This is a genomic window from Pseudomonas sp. GM50, from assembly GCF_000282375.1.
In the GTDB taxonomy this organism is placed as follows: domain Bacteria; phylum Pseudomonadota; class Gammaproteobacteria; order Pseudomonadales; family Pseudomonadaceae; genus Aquipseudomonas.
In genome coordinates this window covers 35,146-52,027 of record NZ_AKJK01000008.1, presented here as the reverse complement: position 1 = coordinate 52,027, position 16,882 = coordinate 35,146, and the positions used below count along the sequence as shown (strand labels likewise).

The window sequence follows — 16,882 nt, the reverse complement described above, 5'->3', positions numbered from 1 at the left end:
TTGCTCACTGCCACGGAGAGGCGCAAAAAATCATTGCTTTGCGATGGTACTCAACAGTAAGTTACACAAAGTGAAACCTTCTGTAGAGTCACAGGTATGCAATCCCACTCAAAATCCACCCAGCCAATGGGACGTCTCCTCCGCAAACTGACCCAATTGGCCAGTGACGAGCGCTATCTGTTCACCCCGGACGATCTCAGGGCATTGGTGCCCGACATTTCCGAAGGCGCCTACAAAACCTTATTGAGTCGTGCGGCTTCGGAAGGTCATCTGGCTCGAGTGTGCCGAGGGCTTTACCTGTTTGAAGCGACCATGCCGTCCAGCGGACTGGTGCTGTTTCATGCGGCCGCCAGGTTGCGTGCCATGCAGTTCAACTACATAAGCCTTGAAACAGCATTAAGTGATTGTGGCGTCATCTCACAGATTCCCATCAACTGGATCACGCTGATGTCTTCCGGGCGCAGCAGCACCCTCTCATGTGGACGTTGGGGCACCATCGAATTCGTGCACACCCGCCAGAAACCTCAGGACCTGGTTGCTCAGCTCCACTACGACGCACGTTGCCACCTATGGCGAGCAACACCGCAACAGGCATTGCGAGACATGAAGGCCGCGAAACGAAATATGGACTTGATCGATTGGAGCGTTGCCAATGAGTTTGTTTGATGAGCTGGTAGATGAGGCACTAAGAAACAAGCAGGATCTGGCGCCATTGCGGGTCGTGGTAGAAAAGGAATTGCTGCACCACGACATCATGCTGGCGCTGAGTTCTGCTGGCATGCTCGTCAAACTGACCTTTATTGGCGGTACCTGTTTGCGTGCTTGCTACGGTTCTAACCGTTTGAGTGAGGATCTGGATTTTACCGGTGGTGCAGATTTCAATCGCGAGAGCTTGACCGAGTTGGCCCATGTATTGGTCACCACCCTAAAAACCAAATATGGCCTTGAGGTTGAAGTCGGTGAACCTGTTCGTGAAGAAGGGAATGTCGACACCTGGAAACTGAAGGTTCAAACCAGACCCGGGCGCAAAGACCTGCCGGCACAGCGCATTAACATTGACGTGTGCTCCATCCCTAGCTATCAGCCACAACCAATGCAGTTGCTTAACCCTTATGGTGTCGAAATGGGCACAAGCGGTCTGATCTTGCAGGCTGAAACGCGCGAAGAAATCTATGCGGACAAGATCGTAGCGTTTGCTCTGCGCCCTAACCGAATCAAGAACCGTGATCTCTGGGATATGGTTTGGTTGCGTCAGCAAGGTGTTACACCGCAATTGGATCTGATTGCGAAAAAGCTGGGCGATCATCACTGCGAACAGGACGAGTTCTTGAGACTGTTCCAGGAGCGTTCAACGCTGCTCAGTACCGATCCGCAAGTTGTCATCGAATTTCGCAAGGAAATGAGTCGGTTCCTGCCGGGAGCGTTGGTAAATCAAACCGTTAATGAACCGGCGTTCTGGACGTTTTTGGTTGGGCATATACGCGACTTGTATGTGACGACAGAGAAAGCGCTGAGCGGCGATGAGGCCATTCAGGGCTTAAGTTTCAAGATGTAGCAACGACAGCATCAGCAAAAATGGGCGACCTCAATGAGGCCGCCCATTTTGCTTTTCTACGCCGAAATTTGCGTCTGCAGCCGTCGCTCAATCAACGAGCGCGATCACTCAGTGAAGGACAGGAGGCTTGTCTACGGCCACCGACGCGTTCGGATCAAGGTTATCCCGCGCTCGGTTGACCAAAAGCTCGGTCAGCATCGTCAACTGCTGAAGCGCCAGCGCCACATCGCGCTGTGGCCCATCGAGTCGGTTGGCAAAGTCCAGAGTCATGACGTTGAGGGACGCCAGGGTTTCGCTGGCATGAGAGAGCAGGGTGAGCGTGTCAACGTCGGGGCGGACGCTGAAGATGTTTCTGTTCAGGTTGCGACGGCGGGCGCTGACGGCGCGTTCGGTGGCTTGGGGACGTTGGGTTGGGTCGAGTGTTTCAGGCTCTGAAGTGACCGGATTTTCAACTAAATGCAGGGTGATTTTTTTCATAAGGGCGTTCCATGAGGTTAGGGATCCTTACGCTGTTTCGGCTTGTCAAAACCGTCCGCAGGGTTTGCAGCGAAGCGTGAAGACTATCGTCCGGAAACCTTGTTCGCCAGTTCATGGGAGTCGCTACGGGTTGCGGGAAATTTCCCAGGAAGACGTGGCTCTAATCTGTCAGAGAAATCCTTTTTCACTACTTTTGGCCCTGAACAACCGCCATGCCGGATATTCCTCCGTCTCAGTCGCTCAGTGTGGGTGCCTGTGATGGATATCAGGAAAGTGCGGATGACTGTGTTGGATGGGCGCGTGGTCGTGTAAATGACTATGAGGTTGAGTGCCGTCCCACTCAAAGGCATGTTCATGTTGATGGTGCTCATCGTGAACATGCGGATGGTCATGTGTTTGTGGTTCGTGTTGGTGTTCGTGAGAATGGCTCTCGGTAAGGTGTATCCAGACGCCAACCCCCATCAGGCCTGCAGCACCCCAAAACAGCCACGTTACTGCTTCGCCTAGAAGCAGGATTGAAATAGCGGCCCCCAAGAACGGTGCAGTAGAGAAGTACGCACCTGTGCGTGCTGTTCCAAGCCCCCGCAAAGCCAAAACGAATAGCACCAGGCTAACGCCGTATCCTAAAAAGCCCACGAGCAGCGTTGGTCCTAGCAGAGACAACTCAGGGAGATGCATGCCAAGAGCAATCCCTAGAACGCAGTTGACGACCCCGGCGGCCAATCCCTTGATGCCGGCGATGAACAATGCATCCGATGCGGAAACCTTCCGGGTAAGGTTGTTATCGATGGCCCAGCAAAAACATGCAATCGCTACAGCGACCGGGCCAACCCAACCATGAATATCTGCGGAAGTTTGAGGCCAGCCCAAAAGAACGCCACCTGCGACTATTGCGATCATTCCAACGACGATCCGCCGGTCGGCGTTCTCCTTGAAAACTATCCAGGCAAGCAGAGCGGTTAACACCGCCTCAAGGTTAAGTAACAGCGAAGCAGTGGTGCCTGGGGTGCGGGTAAGGCCGAACATTAGAGACACCGGGCCCAGCACTCCGCCGAACGAGATAGCGCCAATGAGCCATGGCCATTCCGATGCCGTTAAGCCGGCAGACCGCCAACCGCGATCACGTATTAACCTGGTGACGGTGAGACCTAAGCCGCTTCCCAGGTAAAGCAAGCCGGCGAGCAAGATTGGTGAGACGTTCAGCCCCAGGACCTTGGCAAGCGGTGTGCTGGCACCAAAGAGAGCAGCAGCACCCAAGGCGTATAAAATGCTTTTGGTCATCATTTGTTCCGTAGCAAGGGCATTGTTGAGAAACACGATACCCGTCACGCATGGATAGTGCATTGAATCGCAGCGGGTGCGCTGAAAAAGTGGCGGAGGTGGCTGAGGAGTACCCGCTCAAATCCACAAAAAGGCACCTGCGATAGGCTCGTCAGGTGCCTTTTTGTGTTGGGGTAGCGGCAACGATTTCTATGCTGGGTTCGTTACAGCGCCGAAACCTGCATCTGCAACCGCCGCCCCACCACATCCAGCAAATCGCAACCATCGCGCAGCGAAGTCACCAACACCCGCGCCAGCTCACTGTGAACGCCTTCGTTCACAGCGAAACTCTCCAGCAATTGAGTAGCCGTGCGGATGCGGTAGGCCGCCGTTTCATGCAGCACGTCCAGCGGTGCTTCGGTGTCGATCAGCAGCGACGCGATGGTGCAGTCGATGCCGGTGACCGGCATGTATCTATCCATGACAAAACCTCCATTCGATCAACGAGCGCGATTACTCAGTGGGAGACAGGCGTGACCGCCGGCAGGGGCGAGTCGAGATTATCCAGCGCTCGGTTGATCAACATCTCGGCCAGCACGGCCAGTTGCTGGATCGCCAATGCCACATTGCGATGCGAGCCTTCGAGCTGGTCGGCCAGATCGGTGGTCATGACATTCATGGAGGCCAGGGTTTCGCTGGCGTGAGCGAGCAGGGTGGGTGTGTCGACGTCGGGGAGGATGGTGAAAACATGGCTCACGGGATCGGGCTGTTTCGGGTCGCGCAAGCGGGCGCTGACGGCGCGTTGGGTGGCTTTGGAGAGTTGGGTCAGGTCGAGGGTTTCGGCTTCTGAGGAGGTATCGGTTTCTGGAGGATTTGGGGTGATCTTCTTCATGTTGATGCTCCTACACTAGTTATGGTGGCAGCCACCCCTCTGCTGTCAAACAGAATTGGGTGGCAGCTGTGCGCGGGTTGACAGACCGGTAGTGCAGGAACCCGGTGCACCCGAAGATGCCCCGCGCACAGCCGCCATAAACGAGACTACATGCGCGTGAGCATGCTGCCTGACTAGGAGGAGTGAAAGGTTACACTTTTCGGCCTGTCAAAGCCCAATCGCTGATGTGCAGCGACACCTGAAGGCTATCCTCGATGAGCAGCGCCCGCTAGTTCATGGAAGTCGATGCGTTTTGCGGGAAATTTCCTAGGACGGAGTGGGTGGGGGCAGCCGGAATCGTTTCTGGAGAAGGTTCTGGATTTGTCATGGTGTTAGACGGTGGCGACGCAGGGCAGGGGGCTGTGAGTGTTTGGACGCCAAACCCCAGATGCAACGAAACGATTGCCGGCGAAAGGGGAGATTCTTGAAACGGTTTATTGAAGGTGAGGCCCGCACGCAAGTGACATTGCTGCCGGAGTGCCCAGACGATTACGTAGACCGAAGAAAACCCATTCCGAGTTGTCGACATTTTCGTCGACGAACTGAGTGCACTTGGCTTTGAAGGGGTTGATCATGCTGCAACGGGTCGTCCTGCCTACCATCCGGCGATCCTGCTGAAGATCTATATCGACACGGTACGACTATCTGCTGACCCTGCATTTGCTGACTATTCGCCTAGGCAAATCCTGGCAATTCAAAGCGCAAGGACTGGTCGGAGCGCTGGCCAAGTACAACGCTGCCCTCCCCCCGTAGATCCAGGTCCTCCGATGGTGTCACGTAAAATGCAGAGTGGATTTTCAGGCGTCAACCGTTACGGCGCTTGTATGTCCCTGGGCAAAGCGCGTCGCCGATGTCTGTAGTAATAGAGCTATGGACAAAGTGACCATGAGGAACGGTATCAACCAGGCGTTCTCGATTAATGCCAGTTGCAGGCTGAGGATTAACAGAAGTACCGGAGTTGCGAGGGCATTCGCCCGGCTGACACACATGCCAACGGCAGCCTCGCTATAGCGGTAAGCAATCGCTGCTCGGATATGCACTCGCGCACCGCCGAAAGCCATGCCAAGAATCAACAGGCTCAGCGCCTTGAGCACGAGGGTATCTGGTACCAAGAACCATACTGCCGTGGAAATAACGGCCAGCCCGATCAGACCTGACAGAAAAACCAACAGGTTGCGGCCAGTATTACTAAGGATGATCAGCACCCCTATCAATGCCATGCCCATGCCGAACACCGCATCCAGCACACCAAGCTCAAATAGCGCCCAGCCGTGGCTCGACACATACACCGGAAGCATAAAGTTGAAAGCGCCGAGGATTGGCCAGATCAGTACCATCGGCACAAATAGGGTTAGCGGAAGCTTCGCTGGCGCCACTGTCTCGCTAGCTTCTTGTGCCACCACCGACAGGCCGTTGCGGGTGTAGCAAATCGCTGAGACCAGCAGGAAACCAGTGCACAGAAAAATGAAGAACCCCATACCAGACAAAATCGGCATCAGGCCCGCTGCCAGCAAAGGTCCGATCATCAGGGCTGCTTGGCCGGTGGCCGTAGTTGCACCACTGATTCGTCTGACAGTGGCTTCATCCATACCGCGCTGAACCTGGGTGAACCACATGTCCAGGCTGGCCTCGAGCAGCATGAAAACCAGCCAGACAAAAAGATTAGCGACTAGAAGCGCGATGGTGATGTCCCGACAGGCCCCTACCACCAAGCTAAGACCTGCCAGACAAAACGTAAACCAGCTACTCATCTTGCGTCCGTTCATTCGGGCTGACAGCCGTTTGATCATCAAGGGTGTGATGAAGGCCGGAATGAAGGAACAAAAAATCGCCAGTGCCAGCGGCAAATAACCGCCCTCGTTCTGGTTGAGAATGGTCCACGTCAGAGAGACCACCAATGCGCCGGAACAAAGCCGGTAAGCCGTTGAACAGACTAAAAAAATTGCCAACTCTTTTGGAAAATTCTTCATGAAGGTTTATTCCCCATTTGTAAACGTTTCGGCATGGCAGAAGGCAACGGCATCCCTAGGCACTGTGAGCCTGGGCATGGGCCCGATATTTATTTGTTATGGAGCGTTTTGGGGCGCCCTAAAGGCTCACATATTTCGCGAGCCCCTATCAATGTAAAACTAAGCTATGAGCGAATAACTACCGAATTTAAATGCGATTCCAAAGAGCAAAAGACACGCACTTTTAGAGGGCGAAAAGCTTGGAGCAAGCATCTATTTGGTGCGTGTTGCTAGTTGTCGAACGACGCCTATCACATCAACCCAACGTTCGGCTGCCTTCATGCGGCACAATAATTAACTATCTGCTCAATAAGTACTCAATTTTATGTCGTAAATTGAATAGGATGACGCCGCAAAAAACCAGACTTATTGAGAGCGCTGCTGTTTCGTTTATCGGGTAGCTAAAGAATATGTACGAAATTATAATTGCGAAAAACGGAACCAGCAGACCGATTGGTGCAACGGTGGACCCGGAATATTTTCTTATGTTGTAGTTCCAAATCCAGTACCCCAGCAGAGTGGTCACATAAGACTGTGAGATTAGTGAAATTATAGCTTTGTAATTTATAGTATCCCTCAAGCTATAAAATGACTCGACGCCTTCAAAGTACACGGCAAGAATGAACAAGACAGGAAGGCTAAATAAAAAGCTCCAGATCATGAATGGCAAAAGGTCTTTTGGCTGGTGCTTCTGAACAATGAATGTACACAAGCTAAAACAAAAAGCTGCGAAGAGACAGGTGACAATCCCTACAAGATCAGAACCACCGCCACTTTTCACTAGCATTAAAGAAAGCCCGGCAAGCGATATGAAAAGAGCAGCAATACTAATCTTTGAAGCCCTTTCCTTAAATGCGACAAGGCCAATGGCAAATGTAATGAATGCGCTTAATTGAATAATTAGAGACACAGTGCCAGGGGGCGTCCCGTTATATATAGCAATATTGGCGCACCCCCATATCCCGCCTCCGAATAATATTCCATATGCGGCGAGTATGTGGACTGGAATCTTAGGCCTAGGTATGAAAAAGACAAAGGGGAAGACGCATAGAAAAAACCTTATGAAGCTCATCACAAACGGTTTGATTTGCTCAAGCCCAACTTTGATCAAAGCAAAGTTACCACCCCAGATCAGCGCCACTAGTAATAGAAGCGCATAATCAGTTAGGGAGATTTTTTTTAGGTTGCCCATTTGTCAGAGTCCACCTTTCAGCAGGTCATCATAAACGCTGCGGAAAGATGATATTTTGGTGATTTCCTGCAGACACTCATCGAAAATCTGCTGCCCCGTGGGGGTCAGCACGCCATCCCTCTTGATTTGAGCTGCGGTAGCAAAAAACCTTTTCTCGGCTACTTGCCCCTTTTCGATAGCCTCGTCTAATAATTTGCCAGGCACTATTTTCCCCATGTCATACATTGCGAGTGCAATTCTTGCTAGTACAAACAGTGCGTGAAAAATACCTAACATGGGACGTGCATCAGGCCTAAAGGGCGCTGCGTACAACTGACTTTCTGGATTTAAAACAAATTTATCATCTGTGCTCTTCAAAAAGAGCCTTAAATGGGCTGCTTCGTGAACGACTTGTTGTGCATAATACACTGGGCTATGCACTTCATCAGCCCATATCAAAACCAGTCCCAACAAATTATAACTACTGGCTGACCTGACATGGTATTCGTCGCCAGGGCCAGTGAGGACTATTTCATCTATTAGGGCTTCGGCCTCGTAATACAAGTCGCTAGAGTGGCATTTTAAAAGCTCTATGCCTGCGATCAACTTCACTTTTTCGACATCAACAACGTCAGTATCGATAAAACCAATACTAATTTTTCCGGAAGCTTCTTCTCTTACTTCGTCAATAACTAAATCGATATCTTTTTTTTGATTGCTCTTGGAAAAGCCCGTAATACTAAAACTTTCTTTCCCTTGCCTTTCATTTTGTTTGGCTTCTTGAAAAAAATTCAAGCCCAACTCCACATCATTGGCTTGCAGGCTTTTTATACATTTGTTGTAAAATGCGAAAGACTTCCAAGGAAGCTTGGTCAGAGAAGGGGATTTTTGATAGCTTTCATTAAACACGCTTGCCAAGTATGCCATCGACCCTTTGTATTGGTCGAGCAATACTGCTGCATCCTGGCGATACTCTTCATTTGTGATTAGGATGCTCAAATCATTTCTCCATGAAAAGCCACTTCTCCATAAAAAGAAGGACTGCCATAGAGATATGGCAGTCCTTCTAATAAATTACCGTCGAGTATTACTCACCGATAGATTTATTTACGCTCGACAGCGCAACCATTGCAGTCAGGCTCAGTGCGGATTGAGATACGATCAGCTTGGACATATCGAGTTTCATAAAAAGCTCCATTTTTTCTGAGAGATTATGCCATTCGCATTCATGCAAGGCAGAGTGAAACTAACATAATGTTTTTTACGAATGACACTATTATTTCACGATCTTGTTATGACAATTTGCTATATCAATATAATTTAAAGGAATAGCTTTTTTTGTCTTAGCCAGTCGATAAAAATCAAGTGAAGAAATTTCCAGTTTAAAGCGGTGAGCGCCTCTGAGGAGCAGATGTCGTGTGATGGCTTTTTGCTGTTGTGCGCAAAAAGTTGCGCACTCCTCTGTGGATAACCCTACGGGTAAATCGCTACAGACCACGTAACTCGTGCCCTACAGCCAAATGCGCAAGAAGTTGTACAGCACTGCGCAACTTCTTGCGCACTTTCTTCAATTTTCTGGCATGAAAATCGATAGAAAAATGAAAGTAGGCCTCTAACCCCTTGATGCGTAATGGCTATATGCTGGCTGGCACGACTTTTGATATCTCCGCCGACACCTGGACAGGCAATCACGCCGTCCGGGGTGGTGGGGTCCGGAGCTGATCGAAGTCGCGCTGGCGCATGTCGATAAAGACGAAGTTCGGAGCGCCTACAACCGGGCGGATTACATCGAACACCGCCGTCCGATGATGTCCTGGTGGAGTGAACATATCCAGAAGGGCATTCGCTAATGAGAGGTCGGGGTGTGGACCGAGCGCCATATTAAGACGGCTTTTGGTCAAAGGCTCACGGTAGTTGAAATTCCATATCATTGAGCCGCTAGCTCTGACGCGGAGCTGCAGACCGTCACCATCGCTGAGGACAAAGTCTTTACCGGTTGCCTTGACCGCTTTGAACTGGCGATCGGAGAGGCGGGTTGCATGAGTAGGCATGAGAGTTACCTCGGGCACCGTTTTGGTATCCCAGGTGGTATGGGATACCACCTGGGATACCAAAATGCCTGGAACTCAAAAATCCTCCACATACCCGGACAGCTCTGAATCCCTTGTATTTACTGGATTTCAGGCACAAAAAAAGACGTCCTTGGACGTCTTTTTTCGTTGAAGTGGTGGAGCCGGGGGGATTTGAACCCCCGTCCGCCAGTACTCCGCTGTCGGTACTACATGCGTAGCCGTGTCTATTAAGTTAACCCTCAGCGACCCGACGGGCAGGGTGCTTTGGGCGAGTTGTGTAAGTTTTAGCCGCTTCGTCCACAACGTACTGCACGGCGATTCTGTTCTATATGACAATCACTTTGGGTTTACAGACATCCCCTGATGATTGCTGGACCCGAAGGTACCAGGAGGGAAGGGCTAAGGCTGCTTACGCAGCGAGAGCGTATTCCCCGTAGGTTTCGTCATTGGCAACTATAGAAAGTTGCAACAGTGGATTTACGAGTTCTGTTACCAACTCGGCATGCACCTAAAGTTTCGCAACCGGCGTCGAATCCTAAACGGCCCCGAACCTGCTGTGTGTAACCAGCAGGCAAGCGCAGTGTACGCCAATGCGCGCGGCGAGTCGACCTTCTGTCCGTGCTTGGGTGTCAGGGCCAACGCTGGATTGGCTCTGGTCAGGCCCTACTGACCGTGCGCGTGGCTTTGAATGTCCTGAAGCGCCTGCTGCGTCAGGGATACACACTCTCTGTCATTGTTCGCAGCGTGAGCCGCCTTGGCTTGTTCAGTTTTGGTGATGACGACACCTTTGGTGGCGGCGTCCAGCGTGGCTGCGCTGGACAGCTTGCTGTTGACTTCCTGCAGCTTCATTACGCATTGATCGCTATCGTTTGAGGCGTATGCGGAGGAGGCCAGCATTGTTGCAGCGATGAGCAGTCCAGCCAGGGCGGAACGCTTCATGGGTATCTCCTGGAACGGGGGTGGGGATTGGGCCACGCTGATTGGGGCTTAACAAATGGACTGTGGGGGCGTGCAAGGGTTCTGTTTTTGCTGGCGATGGGGTGAAAGAATTTTCCGGGAGGCGGGTGCGAAAAAGGGACAAGAAACGCCTGATGCTCCGCAAGCTTAGGGTTTACATGGCTCTGAAGGCCAACCCGAAGGTTGGCCTTCAGTAGTTATTAGCCTTTATCACCTTTGCCCGCGTTCTGGATCTCCTGCAGGGTTTGAGTGGTTTCGGAGATGCATTTTTTGGTGCCTTCCTCGGTGTTTTGCGCCTGGTAGGCCTTGGCTTGCTGGACGCTGGCCTCGACGCGAGTCTTGATTTCCGGCGCCAGGGTCTGGGTCTTGGCGTTGGCGATGGCTTGCAGGTTGGTTGCACAGAGATCATCGCCGGCGGCAAACGAGGAGGAGGCCAGCATTGAGGCAGTAACGAACAGACCTAACAGTACTGAGCGTTTCATGGGTATCTCCTTGAACTGAGGGGCCAGGCATCGCTGGCCATCAGGACGGGCTGCCAATTTGGGGAAGGGTCCCGCGTTTGCGGGACTTGATCGGTGGACTGCGACGGTGCGTCTGGGTTCTATTTTTCTTCAGACCGCCCTGGCCTGGGTCACTCGATCCACCAGATAAACCAACCCGTGGTAGTCAATTCCGCCGTGTTGCGTCAGACCAATCTCACAGGTGCGGCTGGTGGAAATTCCCTCACTGCATTGCTGTACCGCGTCCTTGAGCGTGCGTAACGAATGGGCATTCAGTTCCGGGGTGGTGAAGCCTTTGTCACCGGCAAAACCACAGCAGTGAATGCCTTCCGGGATGACCACATTTTTACTACACTTGCGCGCCAGATCGATCAGCGCCTGGCTCTCGCCGAGATGCTGAGTGCTGCACGTGACGTGCACCGCGATTGGCGCTTCCTGAGGGGTGAAATCGAGACGATCCATCAAGTGAGTGCGGATGAAACGCACCGGGTCGTACAGGTCCAGTCGCACGTCGCCCAGGTCCTGAACCAGCCGCAAGGTGCAGGGGCTGGTGTCGCAGTAGATTGGGTCGAGGCCGCCACGACTGGCGTGCAGCAGCGCGCCGATCAGTTCCTGGCGTTTGTGTTCGGCCTGTTCGGCGTAGCCTTTGGAGGCGAATGGCTGGCCGCAGCAGAGGTTGTCTTGATTGTCTGGAAAGACCACCTGATAACCGGCCTTTTCCAACAGACTACGGGTTTTTTCGTACAGTGACATTTGCTCTTTATCACCCGCCGCTGGGCCCATCACCCGCGACACGCAGGCTGCCAGATACACCACCCGAGGCCGCTCGTCCGACACCGTCGGGCTGAAGCGAATGGCCCTTTCCGGCTGCGGCATGGCGTTGGTCCATTGCGGAACCTGACCCTTGGACAACCGCGTCAGCGATGCTGAAAGCTTCGCCAAACGTGGTGCTCCCAGCAGCATCCGCGCACCGTTGGCCACGTGCAGGGTGAAGCGCGCGCCTAGCAACGCGGTGGCGAAATTTCCTTCAAGCCAGTTGGCGGTTTTCGTATGGGTTGCCTTACGGCCACGGAGTTTTTTCACCAACTCGCCGGTGTTGATTCCTACAGGGCAACGTTGTGCACACAGGCCAGTGGCGGCGCAGGTATCGATGCCTTGGTATTCGTAAGCGGCTTCGAGTTCGGTGGTGTCGACGCCTGCGCGCTTCTTCGCCTGGATGTCACGCCAGATCACAATGCGTTGGCGTGGGCTCAACGTCAGGCCTTTCGAGGGGCAGACCGGTTCGCAGAAACCGCATTCGATGCACTTATCCACAATCTCATCGGCGGCCGGCAACGGCTTCAGATGTTTGAGGTGGATCTGTGGATCGTCGCTGAGCACCACGTCCGGATTGAGAATGCCGTTAGGGTCGAGCAGGCGTTTGAGCTGCCACATCAACTGGTAAGCGTCGCTGCCCCATTCCAGTTCGACGAAGGGCGCCATGTTGCGACCGGTGCCGTGTTCAGCCTTCAGCGAGCCGCCGAATTCAACGGCCACCAACTGCGCCACGTCGTCCATGAACGCCTGGTAGCGTGCGACTTCTTCCGCACTGTTGAAGCCTTGGGTGAAGACGAAGTGCAGATTGCCTTCCAGGGCGTGTCCGAAAAGGATCGCTTCGTCGTAGTGATGTTTGTCGAACAGCTCGATCAGGCGGTTCACGCCGATGGCCAGTTGTTCCACCGGGAAGGTGACGTCTTCGATGATCACCGTGGTGCCGGTTTTGCGCACCGCGCCGACGGCAGGGAAGGTGTCCTTGCGGATCGCCCAGAGCCGGGCGTTTTCCACCGGGTCTTCGGTGAAGTCGACTTGCTTCTCCACCGGGAAGCCGGTCAGCGACGCCATGATTTGCGTCAGCTGTTCCTGAAGCAGCGAGGACGAAGCGGCGCGGGATTCGATCAGCAGGGCGCAGGCATTGGGCGACAGTTGTTGTACAAAAGCCGGCATGCCGGGCTTGTCCTGCACCGAGCGCAGGCTGCGGCGGTCCAGCAATTCCACCGCCGACACCGGTTGGCTTTTCAGCACGGTCACCGCGTTGCAGCAGGTTTCTACGTCCGGGAACACGATCAGTGCCGACGCCTTGTTCGGGTGGTCGATCACCGTGTCGTAGGTCACTGCGCTGATGAACCCGAGCGTGCCTTCGGAGCCCACCAGCAAGTGGCTCAAGATATCCACAGGCTCGTCGAAATCCACCAGCGCATTGAGTGACAGCCCGGTGGTATTTTTCAGACGGTATTTGTGGCGAATTTTCGCAGCCAGTTCAGCGTTTGCGCGGGTCTCGCGACCCAAAGTCGCCAGTTGTTCGAGCAACTCGGCGTGGCTCTCTCGGAAGGCCGCCACACTGGCGGCATCTTCGGTATCGAGACGGCTGCCGTCAGCCAGTACCAGACGAATCCCGGCCAATGTGTGATAGGTGTTCTGCGCCGTGCCGCAGCACATGCCGCTGGCATTGTTGGCGACGATGCCACCGATTTTGCAGGCGTTGATCGACGCCGGGTCTGGTCCGATCTTGCGTCCGAACGGTGCCAGCCAGGCGTTGGCCTGGGCGCCGATCACGCCCGGTTGCAGGCGGATCTGTGTTCCTTGCCCGCGAATCTCGCGACCGTTCCAGTTATCGCCCAGCACGATCAGCACCGAATCGCTGATGGCCTGGCCAGACAGGCTGGTGCCGGCGGCGCGGAACGTCACCGGGACTTTATCCCGTTGCGCCAGTTTGAGCAGCGCCACCACTTCATCTTCGGACTCGACGCGGATCACCAGTTTCGGAATCAGCCGGTAGAAACTGGCGTCGGTGCCGAAGGCCAAGGTCGACAGCGGATCGTCGAAACGTCGTGCCTGAGGAATCAGTTGCTGCGCATCTCGCAGGAAAGCTGCCGGTAGACTCATTGGTCCTCCAGGATCAGAACGACCAAGTCTTTCGGGCCGTGGGCACCGTAAGCCAATACTTGCTCGATGTCGGCAGTCTTCGATGGGCCGGACACCAGCAAGGCGTTGGTCGGCATGCCTTGGGCCCATTCGAACTCCTGCTGCACCTGATAGAAGTTGTCGCGGATTTCACTGGCCTTGAGCAGGGCGAAATGCACCGGCGGCACCAGGCTCATCAGACGCGGTTCTTCCCGCGTCGGCCAGAGAATCAGGCTACCTGTCGCGGCGATTGCGCCGAGGGTGGTGGTCAGGCTGGCCGGGGTGTCGTTGAACAACTCGGCTTTCCATTCCTCGACCGGACGGTCGTAGGTTTTGAGTGCTGGCAGGCCAGGATTTTTCGCCCAATGCTGAGTGATGCGTTGACCGTGAGGTGTCGTCGGCGCAATCAACAGGCTCGGCAACTGGCGATCCTGCAGCAGTTGCGCCAGCAATTCGGGCCAGCCATCCCTGGACGTCAGATGAATTTCGGTGTGCACCGCTTCCATCAGTTTGCGCAGCTGCGGGATGCGTTGTTCAGGCGTGTAGGTGTAGGGCTCAGTCACCAGTTCGACATCGAAGTTGTCAGGCACCGGTGTGGTCCCCGTCAGACTGTTGCGCAATTTGGCGAGGATATTTTGCTTGGCGCTCATCAGCGGTCTCCCTGTTTGGCCAGATGCTCGCGGGCCATGTCATGCAGTGAGCGAGCGGCGGGTTTAGGTGCGCTGTGGTTCTGGGTCCATGGGCCGACGTTGCTCGGGGTCAGCGCGCGCAGGCGAGTGGCGAAGAAACCGAACAAGCGATAGAGCGTTGGTGAGCTATTGAGCTTCGCCCAGGCGTTCCAGATGAACCGTTCCTTGCGCGAGTACTTGCTGCCCTGACCGCGCATCACTTGATGCGGGCTGTCCGGGGCTTTGACGTTCTCTTCCCGTAGGCGACGCAGCAATGCGGGGATCGGAATTTTTACCGGGCAGACTTCACCGCAAGCGCCACATAACGAAGACGCGCTCGGGTGGTCAGGGACTTTCGCCAGGCCGACCATGTGTGGGGTGATGATTTTTCCGATGGGCCCAGGGTAAACCTCCCCATAGGCATGACCGCCGATTCGGGTGTAGACCGGGCAATGATTCATACAGGCGCCGCAGCGGATGCAGTTCAGCGTCTGGCGCAATTCGCTGTCGGCAAACGCCTGGGTGCGACCGTTGTCGAGCAATACCAGATGCACTTCCTGCGGGCCGTCGAGTTCATGTTCCTTGCGCGGGCCGGAGATCATGTTGACGTAGGTGGTGATCGGCTGGCCGAGGGCTGAACGGGTCAGCAGTGATAGCAGCGGCACCACATCGCGCAAGTTTTCCACGACTTTTTCGATGCCGGTGACGGCGATGTGCACCGGCGGCACGGTGGTGGTCATGCGCCCGTTGCCTTCGTTTTCCACCAACAGCAAGGTGCCGGTTTCGGCCACGGCGAAGTTGACGCCGGAGACGCCGATGTCCGCTTCGAAGAATTTCTGCCGCAAGACCTTGCGACCGATCTGAATGAGTTGGTCAACGTCCTTGGTGTATTCCACGCCAAGTTTGTCGTGGAACAAGGACGCGACCTGACCGGCATTCTTGTGGATCGCCGGCATAATAATGTGTGAAGGCTTCTCGTGGTCGAGCTGGACGATGTACTCGCCCATGTCCGATTCCAGGCATTCAATGCCCTGTTCAGCGAGGAAGTGATTCATTTCCATCTCTTCACTGACCATCGATTTGCCCTTGATCACTTGCCGCCCCTCGTGAGCGCGGATGATCGAGAGGACGATGCCATTGGCTTCGTCCACCGTTTCCGCCCAGTGCACTGTCACACCGTTGCGGGTCAGGTTCTGTTCAAGTTGCTCGAGCAGGTCGGGCAACTTGGATAAAGCACGGGCGCGGACAGCATTGCCCAGCACTCGCAAATGTTCTCTTTCATGGGCATCGCTGAAGGACGCTGCCCGTTTGCTCATCAGTGAATCCATCGCGCTGCGAAAGTTGTTTCGCAGTTGCGTGTCAGCCAAAGCCTTGTGAGCCCGGGCGCGAAAATCTTCTTCTACGGCAACCGTAGGAATAATCGTGGAAGTGCTCATCGGGCACCTCCGGTACGCTGCCACAGGAAACTGGCCAGATGCTGGCCGCGCAACGCTTCCTGCTGTTTCTCCAGCGCGCCATTGATGTTCATCAGGCAACCGCAGTCGGCACTGAGTACCTTGTGCGCACCGGATTCCTTCAACGCCCGGGTCTTGTCAGCCACCATCGCGCCGGAAATGTCTGGCATACGGACGCTGAAAGTCCCACCAAAGCCACAGCATTCACTTTCGTGGCTGTGGTCGACTCGCTCCACGTTGCTTAGCTGCGCCAACAACTCACGGCCGTGCAGGTGGGTGTTCATTTCACGGCGTGCCGAGCACGACGTGTGCAACGCCACCTTGACCGGCTCGCCGCTGTCCTTGAGCTGCACCTTGCAGACAAACAGCAGGAACTCCGCCAGTTCATAAGTCCGTGCCGCGAGGGCCTGGACCTGTTTCAGCGTGTGCGGCTCGTCCTTGAACAAGTCGGCGTAGTGTTCGCGCAACATGCCCGCGCAAGACCCCGACGGCACCACCACTGGATAATCACCGGCAAACAGCGCCAGTTGCGAGCGCGCCACGGTCCGGGCCTGTTCGGTGTAACCCGAGGTGTAGGCCGGTTGCCCGCAGCAGCTTTGCCCTTGCGGGTATTCGACACGAATGCCTTCGCGTTCCAGCAAGTGAATCGCGTCCATCCCGGCTTCGGGGTAGAACAGATCCACTACGCAGGTCCCGAACAGGTAGACCCGTGACGGTTTTTCGCTGGGGTATTGCCGAGGCTCGGGCAGTGGCGGGGCGACGCGGGTCGCATTCGGCACAGCGTTATAAAAAAGCTCGCTCATCAGGCGTGTCTCCGGGTGGTCCCGGTTATCCGTCCGCTGAGGCTGCTGAATATAGAGAGGGAAGCTTTCAGCAGCCTTGCAGACC

General features: G+C 54.6%; 15 protein-coding genes, 1 other RNA gene and 3 pseudogenes. 4 read left to right on the top strand and 15 right to left on the bottom strand.

Features of this window, described 5'->3' with window-relative positions; translation table 11 throughout:
* Positions 1-96 precede the first annotated feature (96 nt).
* Both abiEi and PMI30_RS27445 read left to right on the top strand, forming a co-directional pair.
* Complete coding sequence (abiEi, locus tag PMI30_RS27440) at positions 97-666, top strand: type IV toxin-antitoxin system AbiEi family antitoxin (protein ID WP_008005523.1); 570 nt, start codon at positions 97-99, stop codon at positions 664-666.
* Entirely contained in the window at positions 653-1,555 is a 903-nt protein-coding gene (locus tag PMI30_RS27445) for a nucleotidyl transferase AbiEii/AbiGii toxin family protein (protein WP_008005520.1), read from the top strand. Before abiEi ends, PMI30_RS27445 begins: the two co-directional genes overlap by 14 nt.
* Positions 1,556-1,663: 108 nt before the next feature.
* Here the strand turns inward: PMI30_RS27445 and PMI30_RS27450 are convergent, their stop codons facing one another.
* The 4 genes from PMI30_RS27450 to PMI30_RS27465 form a co-directional block, all read right to left on the bottom strand.
* On the bottom strand, positions 1,664-2,032 hold the full coding sequence (locus PMI30_RS27450) for a DUF6124 family protein (RefSeq protein ID WP_008005518.1): 369 nt from the start codon (positions 2,030-2,032) through the stop codon (positions 1,664-1,666).
* A 240-nt stretch (positions 2,033-2,272) separates the two neighbouring features.
* Positions 2,273-3,313: a DMT family transporter gene (locus PMI30_RS27455; RefSeq protein WP_008005517.1), complete on the bottom strand. Its 1,041-nt coding sequence runs from the start codon at positions 3,311-3,313 to the stop codon at positions 2,273-2,275.
* Between the two features lie 203 nt (positions 3,314-3,516).
* Positions 3,517-3,774: a hypothetical protein gene (locus PMI30_RS27460; protein WP_007900566.1), complete on the bottom strand. Its 258-nt coding sequence runs from the start codon at positions 3,772-3,774 to the stop codon at positions 3,517-3,519.
* Between the two features lie 35 nt (positions 3,775-3,809).
* A complete protein-coding gene (locus PMI30_RS27465; RefSeq protein ID WP_008005515.1) occupies positions 3,810-4,184 on the bottom strand; it encodes a DUF6124 family protein in 375 nt (124 codons plus the stop codon).
* Positions 4,185-4,647: 463 nt separating this feature from the next.
* Between PMI30_RS27465 and PMI30_RS30220 the strand changes: the two are divergent.
* A pseudogene (locus PMI30_RS30220) lies at positions 4,648-4,852 on the top strand (IS5/IS1182 family transposase); the annotation flags it as partial.
* A gap of 168 nt (positions 4,853-5,020) precedes the next feature.
* Here PMI30_RS30220 and PMI30_RS27470 read toward each other — a convergent pair.
* From PMI30_RS27470 to PMI30_RS27480, 3 genes are all read right to left on the bottom strand, one after another.
* Complete coding sequence (locus PMI30_RS27470; protein WP_008005513.1) at positions 5,021-6,193, bottom strand: hypothetical protein; 1,173 nt, start codon at positions 6,191-6,193, stop codon at positions 5,021-5,023.
* A 337-nt stretch (positions 6,194-6,530) separates the two neighbouring features.
* Positions 6,531-7,424, bottom strand: a complete 894-nt coding sequence (locus PMI30_RS27475) for a DMT family transporter (RefSeq protein WP_008005511.1) — start codon at positions 7,422-7,424, stop codon at positions 6,531-6,533.
* A 3-nt stretch (positions 7,425-7,427) separates the two neighbouring features.
* Positions 7,428-8,402: an aKG-HExxH-type peptide beta-hydroxylase gene (locus tag PMI30_RS27480; protein ID WP_008005510.1), complete on the bottom strand. Its 975-nt coding sequence runs from the start codon at positions 8,400-8,402 to the stop codon at positions 7,428-7,430.
* Positions 8,403-9,109: 707 nt separating this feature from the next.
* Here PMI30_RS27480 and PMI30_RS31200 point away from each other — a divergent pair.
* Positions 9,110-9,253, top strand: a pseudogene (locus PMI30_RS31200) (integrase); the annotation flags it as partial.
* On the opposite strand, the pseudogene PMI30_RS30215 reads toward PMI30_RS31200, so the two are convergent.
* From PMI30_RS30215 to PMI30_RS27515, 8 genes and pseudogenes are all read right to left on the bottom strand, one after another.
* Positions 9,242-9,454, bottom strand: a pseudogene (locus PMI30_RS30215) (integrase arm-type DNA-binding domain-containing protein); the annotation flags it as partial. The pseudogenes PMI30_RS31200 and PMI30_RS30215 sit on opposite strands and share 12 nt — an antisense overlap.
* Before the next feature lie 174 nt (positions 9,455-9,628).
* Positions 9,629-10,022: a transfer-messenger RNA gene (gene ssrA / locus PMI30_RS30210) on the bottom strand.
* A gap of 116 nt (positions 10,023-10,138) precedes the next feature.
* Entirely contained in the window at positions 10,139-10,414 is a 276-nt protein-coding gene (locus tag PMI30_RS27490; RefSeq protein ID WP_008005505.1) for a hypothetical protein, read from the bottom strand.
* A gap of 218 nt (positions 10,415-10,632) precedes the next feature.
* Positions 10,633-10,914: a hypothetical protein gene (locus PMI30_RS27495; RefSeq protein ID WP_008005503.1), complete on the bottom strand. Its 282-nt coding sequence runs from the start codon at positions 10,912-10,914 to the stop codon at positions 10,633-10,635.
* Between the two features lie 129 nt (positions 10,915-11,043).
* Positions 11,044-13,854: an FAD-binding and (Fe-S)-binding domain-containing protein gene (locus PMI30_RS27500; RefSeq protein ID WP_008005502.1), complete on the bottom strand. Its 2,811-nt coding sequence runs from the start codon at positions 13,852-13,854 to the stop codon at positions 11,044-11,046.
* Positions 13,851-14,522, bottom strand: coding sequence for a LutC/YkgG family protein (locus PMI30_RS27505; RefSeq protein WP_008005500.1), 672 nt, complete (start codon positions 14,520-14,522; stop codon positions 13,851-13,853). The genes PMI30_RS27500 and PMI30_RS27505 overlap by 4 nt, the downstream gene beginning before the upstream one ends.
* Positions 14,522-15,976, bottom strand: coding sequence for a LutB/LldF family L-lactate oxidation iron-sulfur protein (locus PMI30_RS27510; protein ID WP_008005498.1), 1,455 nt, complete (start codon positions 15,974-15,976; stop codon positions 14,522-14,524). Before PMI30_RS27510 ends, PMI30_RS27505 begins: the two co-directional genes overlap by 1 nt.
* Positions 15,973-16,797, bottom strand: a complete 825-nt coding sequence (locus tag PMI30_RS27515; RefSeq protein WP_008005496.1) for a (Fe-S)-binding protein — start codon at positions 16,795-16,797, stop codon at positions 15,973-15,975. Before PMI30_RS27515 ends, PMI30_RS27510 begins: the two co-directional genes overlap by 4 nt.
* Positions 16,798-16,882: the final 85 nt, after the last annotated feature.